At 72.9% G+C, this 19,451-nt stretch carries 17 protein-coding genes; 14 read left to right on the top strand and 3 right to left on the bottom strand.

The features are described 5' to 3' along the window. Positions 1-101 precede the first annotated feature (101 nt). Positions 102-1,169 carry an FUSC family protein gene (locus PIJ49_RS05790; protein ID WP_271826064.1) on the bottom strand — a complete coding sequence of 356 codons (1,068 nt, stop codon included), beginning with the start codon at positions 1,167-1,169 and terminating at the stop codon, positions 102-104. A 204-nt stretch (positions 1,170-1,373) separates the two neighbouring features. Here PIJ49_RS05790 and leuC point away from each other — a divergent pair, with 204 nt between their 5' ends. The 6 genes from leuC to PIJ49_RS05760 all read left to right on the top strand — a co-directional run bounded on the left by leuC (position 1,374) and on the right by PIJ49_RS05760 (position 7,897). Then, positions 1,374-2,846, top strand: a complete 1,473-nt coding sequence (gene leuC, locus PIJ49_RS05785) for a 3-isopropylmalate dehydratase large subunit (RefSeq protein WP_209682188.1) — start codon at positions 1,374-1,376, stop codon at positions 2,844-2,846. After that, entirely contained in the window at positions 2,846-3,442 is a 597-nt protein-coding gene (leuD, locus tag PIJ49_RS05780; RefSeq protein WP_066654867.1) for a 3-isopropylmalate dehydratase small subunit, read from the top strand. The genes leuC and leuD overlap by 1 nt, the downstream gene beginning before the upstream one ends. Next, positions 3,442-4,809: a UDP-N-acetylglucosamine 1-carboxyvinyltransferase gene (gene murA, locus PIJ49_RS05775; protein ID WP_066654865.1), complete on the top strand. Its 1,368-nt coding sequence runs from the start codon at positions 3,442-3,444 to the stop codon at positions 4,807-4,809. The genes leuD and murA overlap by 1 nt, the downstream gene beginning before the upstream one ends. 4 nt (positions 4,810-4,813) lie before the next feature. Then, positions 4,814-5,662, top strand: a complete 849-nt coding sequence (locus PIJ49_RS05770; RefSeq protein WP_271826063.1) for a lysophospholipid acyltransferase family protein — start codon at positions 4,814-4,816, stop codon at positions 5,660-5,662. A 91-nt stretch (positions 5,663-5,753) separates the two neighbouring features. After that, positions 5,754-6,767, top strand: a complete 1,014-nt coding sequence (locus PIJ49_RS05765) for an NAD(P)H-dependent glycerol-3-phosphate dehydrogenase (protein WP_066658371.1) — start codon at positions 5,754-5,756, stop codon at positions 6,765-6,767. Between the two features lie 32 nt (positions 6,768-6,799). Then, entirely contained in the window at positions 6,800-7,897 is a 1,098-nt protein-coding gene (locus tag PIJ49_RS05760; protein WP_066658373.1) for a D-alanine--D-alanine ligase family protein, read from the top strand. A 45-nt stretch (positions 7,898-7,942) separates the two neighbouring features. On the opposite strand, the gene PIJ49_RS05755 is transcribed toward PIJ49_RS05760, so the two are convergent. Continuing rightward, complete coding sequence (locus PIJ49_RS05755; protein ID WP_066654863.1) at positions 7,943-8,428, bottom strand: DUF3515 family protein; 486 nt, start codon at positions 8,426-8,428, stop codon at positions 7,943-7,945. Between the two features lie 34 nt (positions 8,429-8,462). Between PIJ49_RS05755 and thiL the strand changes: the two genes are divergently transcribed. After that, a complete protein-coding gene (gene thiL / locus PIJ49_RS05750; RefSeq protein WP_271826069.1) occupies positions 8,463-9,455 on the top strand; it encodes a thiamine-phosphate kinase in 993 nt (330 codons plus the stop codon). Positions 9,456-9,520: 65 nt separating this feature from the next. Here thiL and PIJ49_RS05745 read toward each other — a convergent pair whose 3' ends face one another. Then, the gene (locus tag PIJ49_RS05745) at positions 9,521-10,081 is read right to left on the bottom strand and encodes an RsmD family RNA methyltransferase (protein WP_066654862.1); all 561 of its coding nucleotides are present in this window, start codon (positions 10,079-10,081) and stop codon (positions 9,521-9,523) included. A gap of 123 nt (positions 10,082-10,204) precedes the next feature. Here PIJ49_RS05745 and PIJ49_RS05740 point away from each other — a divergent pair, with 123 nt between their 5' ends. The 7 genes from PIJ49_RS05740 (at position 10,205) to PIJ49_RS05710 (ending at position 19,333) form a co-directional block, all read left to right on the top strand. Next, positions 10,205-12,397, top strand: coding sequence for an ATP-dependent DNA helicase RecG (locus PIJ49_RS05740; RefSeq protein ID WP_271826068.1), 2,193 nt, complete (start codon positions 10,205-10,207; stop codon positions 12,395-12,397). Positions 12,398-12,423: 26 nt separating this feature from the next. Next, positions 12,424-12,918 (top strand): pantetheine-phosphate adenylyltransferase, encoded by a 495-nt coding sequence (coaD, locus tag PIJ49_RS05735; protein WP_066654861.1) that lies wholly within the window; start codon positions 12,424-12,426, stop codon positions 12,916-12,918. A gap of 70 nt (positions 12,919-12,988) precedes the next feature. Continuing rightward, positions 12,989-13,579: a YceD family protein gene (locus PIJ49_RS05730; protein WP_271826067.1), complete on the top strand. Its 591-nt coding sequence runs from the start codon at positions 12,989-12,991 to the stop codon at positions 13,577-13,579. Positions 13,580-13,622: 43 nt separating this feature from the next. Next, positions 13,623-13,826, top strand: a complete 204-nt coding sequence (gene rpmF / locus PIJ49_RS05725) for a 50S ribosomal protein L32 (RefSeq protein ID WP_058728177.1) — start codon at positions 13,623-13,625, stop codon at positions 13,824-13,826. 14 nt (positions 13,827-13,840) lie between these two features. After that, a complete protein-coding gene (gene rnc, locus PIJ49_RS05720; protein ID WP_271826062.1) occupies positions 13,841-14,566 on the top strand; it encodes a ribonuclease III in 726 nt (241 codons plus the stop codon). A 4-nt stretch (positions 14,567-14,570) separates the two neighbouring features. Beyond that, a complete protein-coding gene (mutM, locus tag PIJ49_RS05715; RefSeq protein WP_271826061.1) occupies positions 14,571-15,542 on the top strand; it encodes a bifunctional DNA-formamidopyrimidine glycosylase/DNA-(apurinic or apyrimidinic site) lyase in 972 nt (323 codons plus the stop codon). 32 nt (positions 15,543-15,574) lie between these two features. Next, the gene (locus PIJ49_RS05710; protein WP_271826060.1) at positions 15,575-19,333 is read left to right on the top strand and encodes a chromosome segregation SMC family protein; all 3,759 of its coding nucleotides are present in this window, start codon (positions 15,575-15,577) and stop codon (positions 19,331-19,333) included. Positions 19,334-19,451: the final 118 nt, after the last annotated feature.

Raw genomic sequence — 19,451 nt, 5'->3', positions numbered from 1 at the left:
CGGGGCACGTCGCGCCACGTGTTCCCGCGGCGCGACGTGCTCGCGGCTGTGCGCGCGACAGCGGCGCCGGCACCGGCGCGCCGCGTCGGCGCCGCGCCCCGTCAGACGGTGCGGATCGCGCTCGTCGCGCCGAGCGGCCGGCCTCGTCGACGCTCGACGAACCGCCCGACCACCAGGAGCGCGACGCTCACGAGCGCACCGAGCAGCGTCTGCGCGATGCGGTCGAGTGCGAGGAGCTCCGGCGCCTCGGGCAGGCTCAGCCACGACACGGCGAGCGCGAGCGGCGTGAGGAACAGCAGGGTCACGGCGTAGTGCCGCGCGACGAAGATCTCCGCGAAGAACTGCCCGACGACGGCGATCACGACGATCCACCAGACGCTCGGCTCGAGCAGCAGGATCCCCACGGCCACGACCGTGCCCCCGACGGTGCCGACCACCCGCTGCCAGGCGCGACGCAGCGTGTGCCGCTGCCGGAGCGCGGGCAGCGTCGACACCACCGCGATCACCGCCCAGTACGGGTGTCCGAGCCCGGGGATCGTGACGGCGACCGCTCCGGCCACGACGGAGCCGACGACGTTGAGGGCGACGGTCTCCCGCAGCGCCGGCGTGCGCAGGACGTCGAGCGTGCGGTGCTTGCGTGCCGCCAGCGGCCGGAAGCGGTGCGGTGCCCGCGGGTGCAGGAGTCGACGGAGCACCGCGCCCGACATCGCCACGAGCCACGCCCACGCGACCGAGCCGACGATGATCAGCAGGACCGTCGGCAGGTCGGCGGGCCGCAGCGGGACGAGCGAGGAGACGACGAACGCGAAGACCGGGAAGATCGGCTGCGCGGGGATCGTCTGCAGCGCCGTGAGCGTGCACACGGCGAGGACGAGCACCACCACGAGCCCGACCGCCTGCAGCCACAGCGGGTGCCCGAGCAACGCGACGCCGATGCCCGCGAGCATGCACGCCGCCTGGAGCGCACCGGCGACGCCGGTCGTGACGGCACGCTGGCGGTACGGCTCGGTCGCGCCGAAGATCGCCGTGAACCCGGCGAACATCGCGAACGCTGCGTAGCCCGGCATCCCCAGGGCGATCAGCAGCGCGAGCGGTGCGCCGCCGGCGATCGCGGCGCGGGCTGCGCCCTCGAGGTTGGTGGTCCGGGTCGAGTGCGCAGGCGTCGTCATGTCGTCACCATCTTCCCACCGCGACGGGTGTCGCCGACGCGGGTCGCCTCGTCCGGACCGCACCACGGCCGGACGGGAGGCGCGTGGCGGCGCCGCACCGCGCCTCCCGTCCGTCCCGGCCCGCGTTGGTATACCAACCTGCTAGACTCGCCGGACCGAGCCGCGAGAGCGGTACCGCAACGTCGATGAGGAAGGGCCGGGCCGATGGGAAAGACGCTCGCCGAGAAGGTGTGGGACGACCACGTCGTGGTCAAGGGCGAGGACGGGAGCCCGGACCTCCTCTACATCGACCTCCACCTCGTGCACGAGGTCACGAGCCCGCAGGCCTTCGACGGCCTCCGCCAGGCCGGCCGCCCGGTGCGTCGCCTCGACCTGACCATCGCGACCGAGGACCACAACACCCCGACCCTCGCGATCGACCGGCCCATCGCCGACCCGACGAGCCGCACGCAGATCGAGACCCTGCGTCGCAACTGCGAGGAGTTCGGCGTCCGTCTGCACTCCCTCGGTGACAAGGAGCAGGGCATCGTCCACGTGGTCGGCCCGCAGCTCGGCCTGACGACGCCCGGCATCACCGTCGTGTGCGGCGATTCGCACACGTCGACCCACGGTGCGTTCGGCGCGATGGCGTTCGGCATCGGCACGAGCGAGGTCGAGCACGTCCTCGCCACCCAGACCCTGCCGCTGAAGCCGTTCAGGACGATGGCGATCACGGTCGAGGGCACCCTGCGCCCCGGCGTCACGGCGAAGGACATCATCCTCGCCGTGATCGCGAAGATCGGCACCGGCGGCGGGCAGGGCTACGTGCTGGAGTACCGCGGCTCGGCGATCCGCTCGCTCTCGATGGAGGGGCGCATGACGATCTGCAACATGTCGATCGAGGCCGGTGCCCGCGCCGGCATGGTCGCCCCCGACCAGACCACCTACGACTACGTGCAGGGCCGCGACCACGCGCCGACCGGTCAGGACTGGGACGACGCCGTCGCGTACTGGGACACGCTGGCGACCGACGACGACGCCGTCTTCGACGCCGAGGTCTTCATCGACGCGGACGAGCTCGAGCCCTTCGTCACGTGGGGCACGAACCCCGGCCAGGGCGTGTCGCTGTCCGAGACGGTCCCGGACCCCGCGGGCTACAGCGACCCGAACGACCAGGCCGCCGCGCAGCGTGCACTCGAGTACATGGACCTCGAGGCCGGCACACCGATGAAGGACATCGCGGTCGATGCGGTCTTCATGGGGTCCTGCACGAACTCGCGCATCGAGGACCTCCGGGCCTTCGCGTCGGTCATCCGGGGACGGAAGAAGGCGGACGGCGTGCGGGTCATGGTCGTGCCGGGGTCCGCCCGGGTCCGGCTCGAGGCCGAGGCCGAGGGGCTGGACCGGGTCTTCACCGACTTCGGCGCGGAGTGGCGGTTCGCCGGCTGCTCGATGTGCCTCGGCATGAACCCCGACCAGCTCGCACCGGGGGAGCGGTGCGCGAGCACCTCGAACCGCAACTTCGAGGGGCGGCAGGGCAAGGGCGGCCGCACGCACCTGGTCTCGCCGCTCGTCGCCGCCGCCACCGCGGTCCGGGGCACGCTGTCGAGCCCGTGGGACCTGGAGACCGACGACGCGATCGCGACGGTCACCGACGACACCGCCGCGACGGCAGCGACCGCTGAAGGAGCCAACTGATGGACAAGATCACCACCGTCACCGGGATCGCCGCGCCGCTGCAGCGCTCGAACGTCGACACCGACCAGATCATCCCCGCGGTCTACCTCAAGCGCGTCACGAAGACCGGCTTCGAGGACGCCCTGTTCGCCGGGTGGCGCCAGGACCCCGACTTCGTGCTGAACCAGCCCGTCTACCAGGGGGCGCAGGTGCTGGTCGCCGGCCCGGACTTCGGGACCGGCTCGAGCCGCGAGCACGCGGTCTGGGCGCTCCGCGACTTCGGCTTCCGCGTGGTGGTGTCGAGTCGTTTCGCGGACATCTTCAAGGGCAACGCGGGCAAGCAGGGCCTGGTCACCGCGATCGTGACCGAACCGGAAGTCGAGGCACTCTGGGCCGAGATCGCGGCGAACCCGGGCATCGAGGCGACCGTCGACCTGGTCGCGCAGCGCGTGTCGCTCGGCGCGGTGGACGTGCCCTTCGAGATCGACGCCTACACTCGTTGGCGGTTGATGGAAGGGCTCGACGACATCGGGCTCACCCTCCGTGACGAGTCCTCGATCACGGAGTTCGAATCCCGCCGCTCCCGATGGCGGCCGAAGACATTGCCGGTGAAGTAGTGAACTCCCTCGTACAGGACGCAGCAGCAGCAGGGGCCCGCGTCGGCCTCAAGTCGGACGAGATCGTCATCCGGGGCGGCAAGCCGCTCGTGGGGCGCATCGAGGTCCGCGGCGCGAAGAACCTCGCGACCAAGGCGATGGTCGCCTCGCTGCTCGGCGACACCCCGTCGATCCTCAAGGACGTGCCGGACATCTCCGACGTGAAGGTCGTCCGCGGCCTGCTCGAGGTGCACGGTGTGCGGATCACGGACCCTGCACGAGGCGAGCTCATCCTCGACCCGGCGAACGTCGAGTCGGCGCACTTCGCCGAGATCGACGCCCACGCCGGCTCGAGCCGCATCCCGATCCTGTTCTGCGGTCCGCTGCTGCACAAGCTCGGCGAGGCCTTCATCCCCGACCTCGGCGGCTGCCGCATCGGCGACCGTCCGATCGACTTCCACCTCGACGCCCTGCGCGCGATGGGTGCCGTGGTCGACAAGCAGCTCAACGGCATCCACCTCACGGCCCCGGACGGTCTCAAGGGTGCGAAGATCGAACTGCCGTACCCGAGCGTCGGGGCGACCGAGCAGGTCCTGCTCTCGTCGGTCCTGGCCGAGGGCGTCACCGAGCTCCGCAACGCGGCGATCGAGCCCGAGATCATGGACCTCATCGCGATCCTGCAGAAGATGGGCGCGATCGTCACGGTCGAGCCGAGCCGCACGATCTTCATCGAGGGCGTCGAGTCGCTGCGCGGGTACACGCACCGCGCGATCAACGACCGCAACGAGGCCGCGAGCTGGGCCTCCGCCGCGCTCGCCACCAACGGCGACATCTTCGTCGAGGGTGCCGACCAGCAGGACCTCATGACGTTCCTCAACGTCTTCCGCAAGGTGGGTGGCGGGTTCGACATCCAGGAGGACGGCATCCGCTTCTACCGCGAGCGCGAGACCCTGCGCCCGGTCGTCGTCGAGACTGACGTCCACCCCGGCTTCATGACGGACTGGCAGCAGCCGCTCGTCGTCGCGCTGACCCAGGCCGAGGGCACGAGCATCGTGCACGAGACCGTGTACGAGAACCGCTTCGGCTTCACCGACGCCCTGAACGAGATGGGTGCCGACATCGTCGTGCACAAGGAGGGGCTGCCCGGGCACGACCGCCGTGTCGCCCGCCGCCCGTTCGAGCAGGCCGCGGTCATCACCGGCCCGACGACGCTGCACGCCGCGAACGTCCGCGTCCCCGACCTGCGCGGCGGCTTCAGCCACCTCATCGCGGCCCTGACGGCCGAGGGCGAGTCGCACATCACGAACGTCGGCATCATCAGCCGCGGGTACGAGCACTTCATCCCGAAGCTGCGCAAGCTCGGCGCCGACTTCGACTTCGCGGGCTAGGCGCGTGGACGGCACGACGGGCGGCGACGGCACGGCGAGCGGCGCGGGTGACGGCCTGGAGGCACGGCGTACGTCCGCCTCGGACGTCACCACGGGCCTCCCGAACCCGGGGCGCCGGTGGCGGCGCGGCGAGCTGAACACCGCCTTCCGCATCACGGCGTCCGTGGTGATCCCGGTCTTCCGGTTCACCGCCCGCTACCACTGGCACGGCCCGAAGCGCCTGCCGGAGGGCGGCGCCTTCGTGCTCGCCCCGAACCACTTCACGAACATCGACCCGCTCGTGGTCGGCACCGCCGTCTGGCTGTCCCGCCGTGCGCCGCGGTTCCTCGCGAAGGCGTCGATCTTCCGGGTGCCGGTCGTCGGCAAGCTCATGGCCGGCATGGGGCAGATCCCGGTCGAGCGTTCCGGCCGCACGCGCCTGAACGACCCGCTCGGCGGCGGCAGGTCCGTCATCGAGCAGGGTGGAGCGATCATCGTCTACCCCGAGGGCACGCTCACCCGTGACCCCGACCTGTGGCCCATGCGCGGCAAGACCGGCGCGGTGCGGATCGCGCTCGAGAACGACGTCCCGCTCATCCCGATGGCCCACTGGGGCACGCAGCGGATCATGGGCCGGTACGCGAAGAAGCTCCGGCTGTTCCCGCCGTCGCGCGTCGACGTGATCGTCGGCGACCCGGTCGACCTGTCGGCGTACCGCGGGAAGCCGCTCGACCAGAAGACCCTGCTGGCGGCGACCGACCTGCTCATGCGCCGGATCACCGAGCTGCTCGAGGAGCTCCGTGGCGAGCAGGCACCGGCGACCCGGTGGGACCCGGCCGCCAACGACCAGAAGGAGACCGGGAAGTTTGACTGACGACCGCTCGGGCCTGCGCCCGCACGACGACCACCCGGACCCCGCCGTGGCAGCCCCAGGCGCCGTCGACACCGCAGCCATCCGCGTGGTCATGCAGTCCACCGACAAGCCGCGCGTCGCCGTCATCGGTGCGGGCAGCTGGGGGACCACCTTCGCGAAGGTGCTGGCCGAGGGCGGTGCCGACACCGTCGTCTGGGCACGTCGGCCCGAGGTCGCACGGGAGATCACCGAGACGAAGCGGAACTCCGACTACCTGCCGGGCATCAACCTGCCGCGCACGCTGACCGCGTCGACGTCGCTGTCCGCGGTGCTCGACGGCGCCGAGCAGGTGTACGTGTCGGTGCCGTCGCAGACGCTCCGCTCGAACCTGTCCGCGATCGCGCCGCTGCTGCCCGAGGGCGTCCCCGTCGTCAGCCTGATGAAGGGCGTCGAGAAGGCCACGGGCCTGCGCATGAGCGAGGTCCTGCACGAGGGTCTCGGCATCGACCGCGACCGGATCGCGGTCGCGAGCGGACCGAACCTGGCGCTCGAGATCGCCCGCCGGCAGCCGACCGCCGCGGTCGTGTCGTCGACGTCGCTCGAGACCGCGACCGCGGTGGCCGCGGTCGCCACGAACCCGTACTTCCGCTCGTTCACGAACACCGACGTCATCGGCACGGAGTTCGGCGGCGTGCTGAAGAACCTCATCGCGGTAGCGATCGGCATCGTCGACGGCGTCGGCTACGGCGAGAACACCAAGGCGTCGATCATCACCCGCGGGCTCGCCGAGATGACCGACTTCGCGGTGTCGCTCGGTGCGCAGCCGTCGACCCTGTCCGGGCTCGCCGGCCTCGGCGACCTGATCGCGACCTGCCAGTCCCCGCTCTCGCGGAACAACACGGCCGGCCGCCTGCTCGGTCAGGGGTACCGCTTCGACGAGGTCGTGCGCCAGATGAACCAGACCGCGGAGGGCCTGGCATCGGTCGCCCCGATCCTCGAACTGGCGGCGGCGAACGGCGTCGACATGCCCATCGTCGGCCAGGTGGCCGAGGTCCTCGCCGGTAGGCTCGACCCGCGCAACATCGCGCCGCACCTCACCGAGACCGACGAGCCGCAGGGCGAGTGACCGGTCCGGTCCCGACCACCAAGGGGACTGCCATGCCCACGATCGCTCCCGCTCCCACGACCGTCGCCGTGCTGTTCGGCGGCCGGTCCAGCGAGCACGAGATCAGCTGCGTGACCGCCGGCGGGATCATGGACGTCGTCGATCGCTCGGTCTACGCGGTCGTGCCGATCGGCATCACGAAGGAGGGCGCCTTCACCCTGCAGTCCGACGACCCGGCGCAGTGGGCGCTCCGGGACGGCGCGCTCCCCGTCGTGCCGGACAACGGCACCCGTGTGGCGTTCCCCACGTCGCCGGCCACGAACGAGCTGGTCGTGTCGCACCCGGACGGCTCGGTCACGACGATCGCGGTCGACGTGGCGTTCCCGATCCTGCACGGTCCGTTCGGTGAGGACGGCACGGTCCAGGGGCTCCTCGAGGTCGCCGGGCTGCCGTACGTCGGCGACGGCGTCCTCGCGAGCGCCCTGGCGATGGACAAGCACACCGCGAAGGCCGTGCTCGAGCACGCCGGGCTGCGGGTCGCGCCCTGGACGACCGTGCTCCGCCGGCAGTGGTCGGCCGACCCCGACGGCGTCGCCGAGGCCGTCGCGGTGCACGGGTGGCCGCTCTTCGTGAAGCCCGCCCGCGCCGGGTCGAGCATGGGCGTGTCCCGGGTCGACGAGCCGTCGCAGCTCGCGGCCGCGATGGACCTGGCGTTCGAGCACGACGCGAAGGTGATCGTCGAACCGCGCGTCGTCGGGCGCGAGGTCGAGGTCGCGGTGCTCGAGGGCCGCGACGGTGTCCCGCGCACGAGCCTGCCGGGCGAGATCGTCGTGGCGGAGGACGGTTTCTACGACTTCGCGTCGAAGTACCTGGGCGGCGACGAGGCGCTCCTCTGCCCCGCGCCCCTGACCGCCGACGAGACCGACGCGATCCGGTCGATCGGTGCACGGGCGTTCGAGGCGATCGGCGGTGCGGGTCTCGCGCGCGTGGACTGCTTCCTGACCGACGACGGCTTCGTCGTGAACGAGGTCAACACCATGCCGGGGTTCACGCCGCTGTCGATGTACCCGCGCTGCTGGGCGGCGTCCGGGATGTCCTACGGCGAACTCGTCGCCGAGCTCATCGAGCTGGGACGGGTCGCCGTCCGCTGACGTCCGGCGTCGCGTGCAGCAGGCCGTGCACGCCGCACGCGGTCGTCAGCCCTGGACGTCCGCGGGGTCGAGGCAGCGGTGCCCGTCCTCCGGCAGCGTCGACACGACGTCGGACAGGTCCTGCACGACCTGGTCGGTGGTCTTCGTCGAGTCGATGACGACCTGCACCGCCGGGGACCGGCCGAAGGTCGTGTAGACGACCTGCGCCCCGCGGTCGTCGCGGATCCAGTCGACCCCGCCCTTGCTGAAGCACGGCAGGTCGGACACCGTCGGCACCGCGACGCCGCAGTGGTAGAGCGCTGCGGCCGGGTCGCCCCACGCGGCCGTCGACTGCGCGTTCGTGTTCCGCAACGGCAGGTCGTTCCCGACGGTCGTGGGGAGGCGGACCTGCACGGCTGCGCACGCGGCGGTGTCGGCGGACGGAGCGGGTGCCATCGACACGGCGTTCGTGCACCCGGTCAGCCCGGCGGCGAGTGCCACGGCGACACCCGCGATCGCGGTCCAGCGGAAGGGTCGGCGCACGGTGTCCATCGACGTCCAGGCTACCGTTGCGGACGTGGACGAGATGGACGACGCCTGGACCGGACCGACCGTGGGACAGCTGGGGGAGCTCGCCGTGCTGGACCGGATCGTCCGTCGACTGCCGGCGGGTGCACCGGACGTCGGTCCCGGTGACGACTGCGCCGTCGTCGCGGCCCCGGACGGCCGGTTCGTCGTCACGACGGACATGATGGTGCACGGGCCCGACTTCCGGTGGGCGTGGTCGTCGCCGGCGGACGTCGGGTGGAAGGCGGCAGCGACGAACCTGTCCGACGTCGCAGCGATGGGCGCGACGCCGAGCGGACTCGTGATCGCCCTGGCCGCGCCGCAGGAGACCCCCGTCGCGGTGCTCGAGTCCTTCGCGGACGGGGTGCGGGCTGCCGTGGACGCGCTCTCCCCGGGCTGCGGCGTGGTCGGCGGGGACCTGTCCACCTCGGCCGTGTTCACGGTCTCGGTGACGGCGTTCGGCGACCTCGGTGGGCGAGCGCCGGTGCTCCGCTCGAGTGCACGTCCCGGCGACGTCCTCGCGGTCTCGGGGGAGCTCGGCCGCGCCGCTCGTGGCCTCGCACGGCTGTTCCGCGACGGCGTCGACGCGCACGGAGAGCCCTCGCGGTCGGCGACCGTCGCGAGCGGCGCGGACACCGACCCCGACGTGGACCGGCAGCGACGCCCGGTCCCGCCGATCGCCGACGGTCCGCTCGCGGCCACGGCCGGGGCGACCGCGATGCTCGACCTGTCCGACGGGCTGGCGATCGACGCCGGGCGGCTCGCCCGGGCCAGCCGGGTGACGCTCGACCTCGATGCCGACGGTGTCGCGGGCGCCGACGACCTCGCACTGCACGGCGGCGAGGACCACGGCCTGCTCGCCACCTTCCCGCCCGGCGTGACGCTGCCGGGCGGCTTCCGGCGCATCGGCGCGGTCGTCGCCCGCGGCGGCGCGGACCTGGTGCGCGGAGGCGAGCCGGTCCCGACGACCGGGTGGGACCCGTACGCCGACTGGGACGGCGCCGCGGGCTGACCGTCGGAGCCGCGCCGGGCCTCCCGGCCGCCCGCGTCCGACCGCCCGCGTCCGCACGCCCCGCGTCAGGCCGGGGTGACGGCCTCCCACGCCACGGTCTCGCCGTAGCTGCGCTTGCTGAAGGGCTCCAACCCGGCCGGCCACGTCGGCTCCGGCGACCGCTTGCTCCGCTCGACGACGACCACCGCGCCCGCCGTCAGGCGCGGCACGAGTGCTTCGAGCACGTCCGCGATCTCCTGCTCGGCGACCTCGTACGGCGGGTCGACGAAGACGAGGTCGAAGGTCCGCACCGTGCTCCGCAGGTAGCCGAGCGCCGGCTGGGGCTGCACGTCGATCCGCACCCCCGGCACCCGCTGCTGCACGGCCTTCGCGTTCGCCCGGCACGCCTGCGCGGCAGCGGACGCGCGGTCGACGAGCACGACCTCCGCCGCCCCGCGGGACGCCGCCTCGAGCCCGAGCGCGCCCGTCCCGGCGTAGAGGTCCGCGACCGAGGTGCCCTCCACGAGCCCGCGCGCGCCGAGCGACGAGAACAGGGCCTCGCGCACGCGGTCGCTCGTCGGCCGGGTGCCGGACTTCGGCACCCGGAGCGTCGTGGAACCGGCGGCGCCGGCGATGATGCGGGTCATGCAGCCACCGTAGCGGCGTGCACGGCTTCCACAGGCCGGACGGGAGGCGCGCGGTGCGTCGGACCGGCCCGGTACCGTGGTCGCGTGGTCACCTCCGACACCCCCGACACCGAGGCGCCGCCGGTGCGGCCCGACCTCGGCCCCGCGCCCCTCGACGCCCGGCTGGGCGGGGTCCTCGGCGGACGGACGGCGAAGGCGATCGAGAAGGCCTTCGGGTACCGCACCGTCGGTGAGTTCCTCGAGCACGCACCCCGGCGGTACGCGGAGCGCGGCGCCCTGACCGCGCTCGACTCGCTCGCGATCGGCGAGTCGGTCACGATCGTGGCCGAGGTCATCGACGTGCGCGAACGGACCATGCGCGCTCGACGCGGCTCGATCCTCGAAGCGAAGATCGGTGACGGCAAGGGCCTGCTCACGCTCACCTTCTTCAACCAGGGGTGGCGCACGAAGGACCTCGTGCCCGGTGCCCGTGGGATCTTCGCCGGCAAGGTCGGCGACTACCGGGGTGCGCGGCAGCTCGCCCACCCGGACTACGAGCTGTTCGACCGCGACGACCCCCGCGCGACGGCGGACCCCGAGGACGAAGAGGCGATCCGCTGGTCACGGCAGCCCATCCCGATCTACCCGGCGACGGCGTCGCTGACCTCGTGGCAGATCGCGAAGGCGATCTCCGTCGTCCTCGACACCCTGCCCGACGTGCCCGACCCGATCCCGGCACCCGCGCGAACGCGACTCGGCCTGGTGCCGTTCCGCCGAGCACTGGAGCTCCTGCACCGTCCGGAGAAGGTCGCCGACGTCAAGCGCGCGCAGGACGCGCTGCGCTACCGCGAGGCGTTCGTGCTGCAGACCGCCCTCGTGCAGCGGCGCATCGCTGCCCGGGCGACCGCTGCCACCCCGCGTCGGGCGGCGCCCGGCGGGACCCTCGAGCGTTTCGACGCCTCGCTGCCGTTCACCCTGACCGACGACCAGCAGGCGGTGGGGGCCGAGATCGCGCACGACCTGGCGGGGGACTGGCCGATGCACCGGCTGGTGCAGGGCGAGGTGGGCTCCGGCAAGACCCTGGTCGCGATCCGGGCGATGCTGACGGTCGCCGAGTCCGGTGGGCAGTCGGCCCTCATCGCCCCGACCGAGGTGCTCGCGGCGCAGCACCTCCGGTCGATCGTGAAGTTCCTCGGGCCCGACCTGGCGGCCGAGCTCCGGCCGGTCATCCTGACGGGCTCGCAGTCGACGGACGAACGGCGCCGGGCACTGCTCGCGGCGGCGTCCGGCAGCTCACGGCTCATCGTCGGCACGCACGCGCTGCTGGGCGACCGGGTCGACTTCGCGGAGCTCGGTCTGGTCGTGGTCGACGAGCAGCACCGGTTCGGCGTCGAGCAGCGAGAGGCCCTGCGGACGAAGGGCGCGACCCCACCCCACGTGCTCGTCCTCACCGCGACGCCGATCCCGCGCACCGTCGCGATGACGGTGTTCGGCGACCTCGACGTGTCCACCATCACCGGGCTGCCGTCGGGCCGTGCCGGGGTCGAGACCTTCGCCGTCGGGCTGGCCGAGCACCCCGGGTGGAAGGGGCGCATCTGGACCCGGATGGCCGAGGAGCTCGCCGACGGGCGGCAGGCCTTCGTGGTCTGCCCGGCGATCGACGACGCCCACGCCGAGGACGACGGCGGCCCCGAGCCCGCAGAGGACGACGCGCCGAAGCGCGCGCCGGCGACGGTGCTCGCGACGGCCGAGCGGATGCGGGCCATGCCGGTCCTGCAGGACCGACGGATCGAGGTCCTGCACGGGCGGATGACCGCGGACGAGAAGGACCGCGTCATGACGTCCTTCGCGGCCGGCGACGTCGACGTGCTCGTCGCGACGACCGTGATCGAGGTCGGCGTGGACGTGCCGAACGCGTCGATGATGGCGGTGCTCGACGCCGACCGCTTCGGGGTCTCTCAGCTCCACCAGCTGCGCGGTCGCATCGGTCGTGGGCAGTACGCCGGGGTGTGCCTGCTCGTGACGACGGCCGAGGCCGAGACGACCGCACGCGAGCGCGTCGACGCGGTGGCGGCGTCCGACGACGGCTTCGAGCTCGCCCGCGTCGACCTGGAGCTCCGGCGCGAGGGCGACGTGCTCGGCGAGCGGCAGTCCGGCGGCCGGTCGTCGCTGAACCTGCTCCGCGTCGTCGAGCACGCCGACCTCATCGTCGACGCCCGGGGAGAGGCCGAACGCGTGCTCGAGCCCGACCCCGAGCTGCGGGAGCACCCCGCCCTGCGCGAAGCCCTGGCACGGCGGCTCGACGAGTCGGACGCCGCGTTCCTCGGGAAGAACTGACGCCGTCGGCAGGTAGCGTGACGGACATGGCCCAGATCGCCGTCGTCCCCGGCTCCTTCGACCCCGTGACCCTCGGGCACCTCGACGTCATCGGGCGTGCCGCGCGGCTGTTCGACGAGGTGCACGTGCTCGTCGTCCACAACCCGGACAAGCAGCCCGCGATGTTCGCCGCCGCCGACCGGGTGCGGTTGATCGAGCAGTCCCTCGTCGAGACCGGGGCACCGGACAGCGTCCGGGTCGGGGAGTGGACCTCCGGCCTGCTGGTCGACTACTGCCGACAGGTGGGTGCGGGTGTGCTCGTGAAGGGTGTGCGCTCGGGCGAGGACGTCGCGTACGAGACACCGATGGCCATCATGAACCGGCACCTGGCCGACGTCGAGACGGTCTTCCTGCTGCCCGAGGCGTCGCGGGCGCACGTGTCGAGCTCCCTCATCCGCCAGGTCGCGACGCTCGGGGGCGACGTGACGCCCTACGTGCCCGTCGTCGTCGCGGACGCGCTGGCCGAGCACCTCGGGCGCTGACACGCCGCGTCCCGGGCGTCCTCGACGTCCGCAGGAGATCGCGGTAGACTCGTCGATCGTGTCTTCCCCCGTGAACAGCCCCTTCGCCCTGCGCGTGCGCGACCTCGCGCACCGGCCGGGCGAGATGCGCGAGCACTCGCTCGACGTCGAGGTGCCGGACGCGATGGGCGCCGGCGTCATCGCCGTGCGCGAAGGCGCCACGCTGCAGCTCGACGTGAAGCTCGAGGGCCTGCACGAGGGTGTCCTGGTCTCCGGACACGCCTCGGCCGAGGCCACGGGGGAGTGCTCGCGCTGCCTCATCGACATCAGCGAACCGGTCGAAGTCGACTTCGCCGAGCTGTTCGCGTACGATGTCTCGGAGGATTTCGACTTCTTCGTTCACGATGACCACGTGGATTGTGAACCGGTCGTTCGAGATGCGGTAGTGCTGGCGCTGCCGTTCCAGCCGGTCTGCCGGCCGGACTGCCCCGGCCTCGACCCCGTCACGGGTGAGCGGCTGGCCGACCTCGGCGAGGTCACCCCGCGCGAGGTCGTCGACCCGCGTTGGGCCGCGCTGAGCGGCTTCCGGGGCGCCGACGCGGACAGCACCGACGCCGACAGCTCCGACGCCGACGACAGCACCCCCACCCAGAGCCCCGAGGGCGACGGCCGCACGGCCTGACGCACCTCGACCCTGACCACCGACCAACCGAAAGAGAACCACCATGGCCGTTCCCAAGCGCAAGCAGTCCCGTGCCAACACGCACGCCCGTCGTTCGCAGTGGAAGGCCGCGCCGGTCCAGCTCGTGAAGACGATCGAGAACGGCAAGGTCACCTACAGCCTCCCGCACCGCGCGAAGGTCGTCGAGGACTCGGCCGGCACCGCCCTGTACATGGAGTACAAGGGCCGCAAGGTCGCCGACGTCTGATCGGACCGGACCACATGACAGCGACGTCCGGCGCCACGGGGTCCCGCCCCGTGGGGCCGGACGTCGTTCGTCTGCAGGGCATCCTCGACGTCCAGATCGACGCCGAGCTGCTCCAGCTCGCCCTCACGCACCGCTCGTACGCGTACGAGCACGGGGGCATCAAGCACAACGAGCGCCTCGAGTTCCTCGGGGACTCCATCCTCGGCCAGGCCGTGACCGTGAAGCTCTTCCGGTCGTTCCCCGACCTCGACGAAGGTGAGCTCGCCAAGCGGCGCGCCAGCCTCGTCTCGACGGTCGCCCTGGCCGAGATCGCCAGCATGATCGGGCTCGGCTCCTACCTGCGCCTCGGCAAGGGCGAGGAGCAGACCGGCGGCCGGGGCAAGGCGTCGATCCTGGCCGACACGGTCGAGGCCGTCATCGGTGCGACGTTCCTGTCCGCGGGCCCCGACGCCGCGACGGACCTGGTGCTGCGACTGGTCGAGCCGCTGCTCGTCGACCCGGACCGCTTCGGCGCCGCCATGGACCCGAAGACGAGCCTGCAGGAGCTCGCCGCGAGCCTGTCCCTCGGCAACCCGGCCTACCGGGTGACCGAAGAGGGCCCCGACCACGACAAGACCTTCCACGCGACGGTCGTGCTGCAGGGCGAGGACGTGTCGACGGGGTCCGGCACCAGCAAGAAGACCGCCGAGATGGCCGCCGCGCTCGAGGCGTGGACGCGGCTCTCCGGCCGGGCGGCCTGACCGCGTGCCCGAACTCCCCGAGGTCGAGGTCGTCCGCGCCGGCCTCGAACCCGCCGTCAGCGGTGCCCGCGTGCTGCACGTCGACGTGGTCGACGACCGCGCACTCACCCGGCACGACGGCCCGGCCGAGGACTTCGCCGAACGCCTGACCGACCGCACGATCGCCGCGGCCGTGCGCCGTGGCAAGTTCATGTGGTTCCCCCTCGTCCCCGAGCGCGACGGCGACCGACCCGAGGCACTCGTCACCCACCTGGGGATGTCCGGTCAGGTCCTGCTCGGACGCGACCGACCGGCCGCGAGGCACCGCCGCATCCTGATCGACGTGCAACCGACGGGGACCGACCGCGACGGCCGTCCCGAGCAGCCGGTCGCGCTGGAGTTCGTCGATCAGCGGACCTTCGGGTCGATGGCGATCGACGCGATGGTGCCGACCGTCGACGGGGCGCCGGCCGGGTCCGCCGGTGCGGTCGACGCCCACGACCCCGACGCGCCGTGGCGGAGGAGCATCCCGACCCAGGTGTCGCACATCGCCCGGGACCCGCTCGACCCGGCGTTCGACGACGACCGCTTCGTCGCGATGGCGCGGAAGCGTTCCAGCGGCATCAAGCGCGTCCTGCTCGACCAGGGCGTGGTGAGCGGCATCGGCAACATCTACGCCGACGAGTCGCTCTGGGCCGCGCAGCTGCACTTCGACCGTCCGGCCGACCGCCTGCCGCGGGCCGACCTGCACCGGCTCCTGGCCGAGGTCCGCACCGTGCTCGCCCGTGCCCTCGAGGACGGCGGGACGAGCTTCGACGCGCAGTACGTCAACGTGAACGGCCAGTCCGGGTACTTCTCGCAGCGTCTCGCGGTGTACGGGCAGCAGGGGAAGCCGTGCCCGCGCTGCGGCACGACCGTCGTGCGCGAGGCCTTCATGAACCGGTCGAGCCACCGGTGCCCCGTGTGCCAACCCGCTCCGCGCCGACGCAGGCGTTAGCCTGACGCGCAACCGAGCACCCGGAGACCCGCATGTACTTGAAGAGCCTGACCATCAAGGGGTTCAAGTCCTTCGCGCAGCCGACGACGTTCGCGTTCGAGCCCGGTGTCACCTGCATCGTCGGCCCGAACGGCTCGGGCAAGTCGAACGTGGTGGACGCCCTCGCCTGGGTGATGGGGGAGCAGGGCGCGAAGACGCTCCGCGGCGGCAAGATGGAGGACGTCATCTTCGCGGGCACCTCGACGCGCGGTCCGCTCGGTCGCGCGCAGGTGCTCCTGACCATCGACAACACCGACGGCCTGCTGCCGATCGAGTACTCCGAGGTGACGATCGCCCGCACGCTCTTCCGGAACGGTGGTAGCGAGTACGCCATCAACGGCGAGAACTGCCGGCTGCTCGACGTGCAGGAACTCCTGAGCGACACCGGGCTCGGTCGCGAGATGCACGTGATCGTCGGGCAGGGCCAGCTCGACAAGGTGCTGCACGCCACCCCGGAGGACCGCCGCGGCTTCATCGAGGAGGCCGCCGGGATCCTCAAGCACCGGCGTCGCAAGGAGAAGACGCTCCGCAAGCTCGACGCCATGCAGACGAACCTGACGCGGTTGTCCGACCTCGCGGGGGAGATCCGTCGGCAGCTGAAGCCGCTCGGTCGGCAGGCCGAGGTCGCGCGCAAGGCGCAGTCCGTCGCCGCGGTGGCCCGCGACGCCAAGGCCCGCCTCCTGGCCGACGAGGTCGTCCGGCTGCGCCGTGAGCTCCACGAGCACCAGGAGGTCGAGACGGGCCGGAAGTCCGAGCGCATCGTCCTGCAGGAGCGCCTCGACCAGACCCGTGCCCGGCAGCAGCAGGTCGAGCAGAGCATGGTCGGTGACGCCGTCGACCGCGCCCGGACCGTCGTGCACCGGCTGGAGAGCGTGCAGGAGCGGCTCCGCGGGCTGTCGAGCCTGGCGAACCAGCGCCTGATGTTCCTCGCCCAGCAGGCCGACGCGCCGCAGCAGGGCCCCACGATCACGCCGGAGCGGGTGCAGGGCGTCCGTGCCGAGGCGGACCGGCTCGAGGCCCGTGCCACCGAGATGGCAGCCGGGTCCGGGGCAGCGGCGGCGGCTGTCGAGCAGGCGCGGGCCCGCCTGGACGCCCTCGACGAGCAGATCGCCGCGCAGGCCGCGCTCGTCTCGCAGCACGACCTCGAGGCCCAGCGCCTCCGCAACGCCGTGGACGTGCAGCGGTCGCGCCGCGCCTCCGTCGTCGCGGACCGCGAACGGCGGGCCCGGGCACTGGCCGAGGCCGAGGACCGAGCGGCGCGTGCCGCCGCGGCCCTGCACGACATCGGGGACGACCCCTCCGCCGGGGTGGACGTGGACGCACTCGCCGCCGCGCACGACACGGCGCGGCAGCGGCTCGAGGCAGCGCAGACGGCGCGCGAGACCCTGCGCGACCGGCTCCACGCCCTGGAGCGCGAGCGCGACGCCCTCGATGCCCGGGTCGCGGCCCTCGGCATGTCGATCGACGTCCGGGACGGGTCGCAGGCGGTGATCGACGCCCGGCGCGACGGCGTGCTCGGTCGCCTCGCCGACGCGCTGACGGTCGAGCCCGGGTTCGAGGCCTCGATCGCCACAGCGCTGGACGGGCTCGCCGACGCGGTCCTCGCCACCGACCGCGGCACGGCCCTCGCCACGGTCGCCCACGCGCGCGGCGCCGACCTCGGCCGCGTGGACGTCGTCGTCGCGGACGCGGAGCTCGACGGGCCGGGGCTCCCCGCGTCGCTGCCGCCGGGCGTGCGTCCGGCCCTCGACGTGGTGCAGGGGCCGACCGCGATCACCGCGGTGCTCCGTGCGACGCTGGTCGCGGTGGCGGACGACGTCGACCTGGAGGCGGTGCTCGCCGCCGCCCCGCACGCGACGGTCGTCACGCGGTCGGGTGACCTCGTCCGCACCGTCCGGGTGACCGGCGGTGGCGCGCGCACGGTCTCCCGCATCGAGCTCGTGGCGGAACGCGACGACGCGCAGGCCCGCCGTGACGCGGTCGCGGCGGACGCGGCGGACGCGGCCACGGGCCTCCAGGCCGCTCGCCAGGAGGTCGAGGACGTGCGCCGCCGTGCGGACGAGGCCGACCGCGCGCTGCGTGCGCACACCGCGGCGGTCGCCGACTACGACCGCTCCAGTGCCGCGATCCGCGCCGGGGCGGAGAACGCCGCGGCCGAGGTGGAACGTCTGCGCGCCGCCCTGGGCGAGACGGACGGTGCGGTCGAGGCGGTCGACGCCGCGCTGGCCGGGGCCGAGGACGCGCTGCGGGGGTTCGAGGAGCGACCGCGACCCGTCGTCGACGCGTCCGGGCGCCCGGCGCTGCAGGACGCCGTCGAGTCCGCGCGGGCCGCGGAGATCGAGCAGCGCATCCAGGTGGAGACCGTGCGGGAGCGGGCCCGGTCGGAGCGGAACCGTGCGGCCGGTCTGCAGCGGCAGCTCGAGGCGGAGCGTGCTGCTGCGGAGGAGGCAGCGCGGCTCGCGGTGATCCGGCGCGGACAGATCGCCGTCGCCGAGGGGGTGCTCGCCGACCTGCCGGGCGTGCTCGGCGCGGTCGACCGGTCGCTCGCCGAGGCCCGGGTGCAGCTCGTGACCGAGGAGGCCGAGCGCACGAAGCGGAACACCGAGCTGCAGGTCGTCCGCAACGAGGAGCGCGAGCTCCGCGAGCGGCTGCAGACCATCACCGACGGCGTGCACTCGCTCGAGATGGAGATCTACGAGAAGAAGCTGCACGTGTCCGGCGTGCTCGACCGCGCGCAGAGCGACCTCGGGCTGAACGAGGCCGTGCTCGTCGCGGAGTACGGGCCGGACGTGCCGGTGCCGGTGGACGTCCTGGTCGACCCACGGGTGCTCGCGCGTCGGCACCGCGAGGCCGACCGGGCGCGGGCGGCGGCGGAGGCCGCAGCGGCGCCCGACGCGGACGCTCCCGATGGCGACGCCGCCACGACCGCCGTCGCCGATGTCGACGCCGATGTCGATGTCGACGCCGACCTGCCCGGGCTCGTCGACGCCGAGTCGACACTGCCCGGCGGTCCGGCGCTGCCCGAGCTCGACACCACCGACGAGGTCGACCCCGCCGACGTCGAGACGGTGCCGTACGTCCGCGCGGAGCAGGAGCAGCGGCTCGCGGCGGCGGAGCGCGACCTCGGCCGGCTCGGCAAGGTGAACCCCCTCGCGCTCGAGGAGTTCCAGGCGCTCGAGCAGCGGCACGCCTTCCTCGCGGAGCAGCTCGACGACCTGCAGAAGACCCGGACCGACCTCCTCACCATCATCGAGGAGCTCGACACGAAGATGCAGACGATCTTCGAGGCGGCGTACAACGACACGAAGGCCGCGTTCGACGTGATCTTCCCGATCCTGTTCCCGGGCGGCACGGGATCGATCACGCTGACGGACCCCGACGACATGCTCGCGACGGGGCTCGACGTCCAGGTGAAGCCCGCGGGCAAGAAGATCGACCGGTTGACGCTCCTGTCGGGCGGTGAACGCTCGCTCGCGGCGGTGGCCCTGCTCGTGGCGATCTTCACCGCCAGGCCGTCGCCGTTCTACATCATGGACGAGGTCGAGGCGGCGCTCGACGACGCCAACCTCGGGCGGCTGCTCACCGTGTTCGAGCGACTGCGGGAGTCGTCGCAGCTCATCGTGATCACGCACCAGAAGCGCACGATGGAGATCGCCGACGCGCTGTACGGCGTCTCGATGCGGCAGGACGGCGTGTCCGCCGTGGTCGGCCAGCGCGTGCAGCGGCGCGAGCCCGCGGACGCGGCCGCGTAGCGCGCCCGCGCCCGGCCCGCGTCGCGCTGGCGCGCTGGCGGCCGCACGGCGAGACTCGGCTCGGCGGGCACGTTCGTGACGGGGACACCGCGAAACCGTCCGCTGGGGCGAGTCTCGG

The sequence above is a fragment of the Curtobacterium uvaldense genome (assembly GCF_028307415.1).
Classification (GTDB): Bacteria; Actinomycetota; Actinomycetes; order Actinomycetales; family Microbacteriaceae; genus Curtobacterium.
Note: the sequence above shows the minus strand (reverse complement) of the source record. Positions and strands in the feature narration are given on the sequence as shown.

Coding starts and splice junctions, on each gene's coding strand:
- PIJ49_RS05790 (WP_271826064.1), bottom strand. CDS start 1,169: ATGACGACGCCTGCGCACTCGACCCGGACCACCAACCTCGAGGGCGCA.
- leuC (WP_209682188.1), top strand. CDS start 1,374: ATGGGAAAGACGCTCGCCGAGAAGGTGTGGGACGACCACGTCGTGGTC.
- leuD (WP_066654867.1), top strand. CDS start 2,846: ATGGACAAGATCACCACCGTCACCGGGATCGCCGCGCCGCTGCAGCGC.
- PIJ49_RS05765 (WP_066658371.1), top strand. CDS start 5,754: ATGCAGTCCACCGACAAGCCGCGCGTCGCCGTCATCGGTGCGGGCAGC.
- PIJ49_RS05760 (WP_066658373.1), top strand. CDS start 6,800: ATGCCCACGATCGCTCCCGCTCCCACGACCGTCGCCGTGCTGTTCGGC.
- PIJ49_RS05755 (WP_066654863.1), bottom strand. CDS start 8,428: ATGGACACCGTGCGCCGACCCTTCCGCTGGACCGCGATCGCGGGTGTC.
- thiL (WP_271826069.1), top strand. CDS start 8,463: ATGGACGACGCCTGGACCGGACCGACCGTGGGACAGCTGGGGGAGCTC.
- PIJ49_RS05745 (WP_066654862.1), bottom strand. CDS start 10,081: ATGACCCGCATCATCGCCGGCGCCGCCGGTTCCACGACGCTCCGGGTG.
- coaD (WP_066654861.1), top strand. CDS start 12,424: ATGGCCCAGATCGCCGTCGTCCCCGGCTCCTTCGACCCCGTGACCCTC.
- rpmF (WP_058728177.1), top strand. CDS start 13,623: ATGGCCGTTCCCAAGCGCAAGCAGTCCCGTGCCAACACGCACGCCCGT.
- rnc (WP_271826062.1), top strand. CDS start 13,841: ATGACAGCGACGTCCGGCGCCACGGGGTCCCGCCCCGTGGGGCCGGAC.
- PIJ49_RS05710 (WP_271826060.1), top strand. CDS start 15,575: ATGTACTTGAAGAGCCTGACCATCAAGGGGTTCAAGTCCTTCGCGCAG.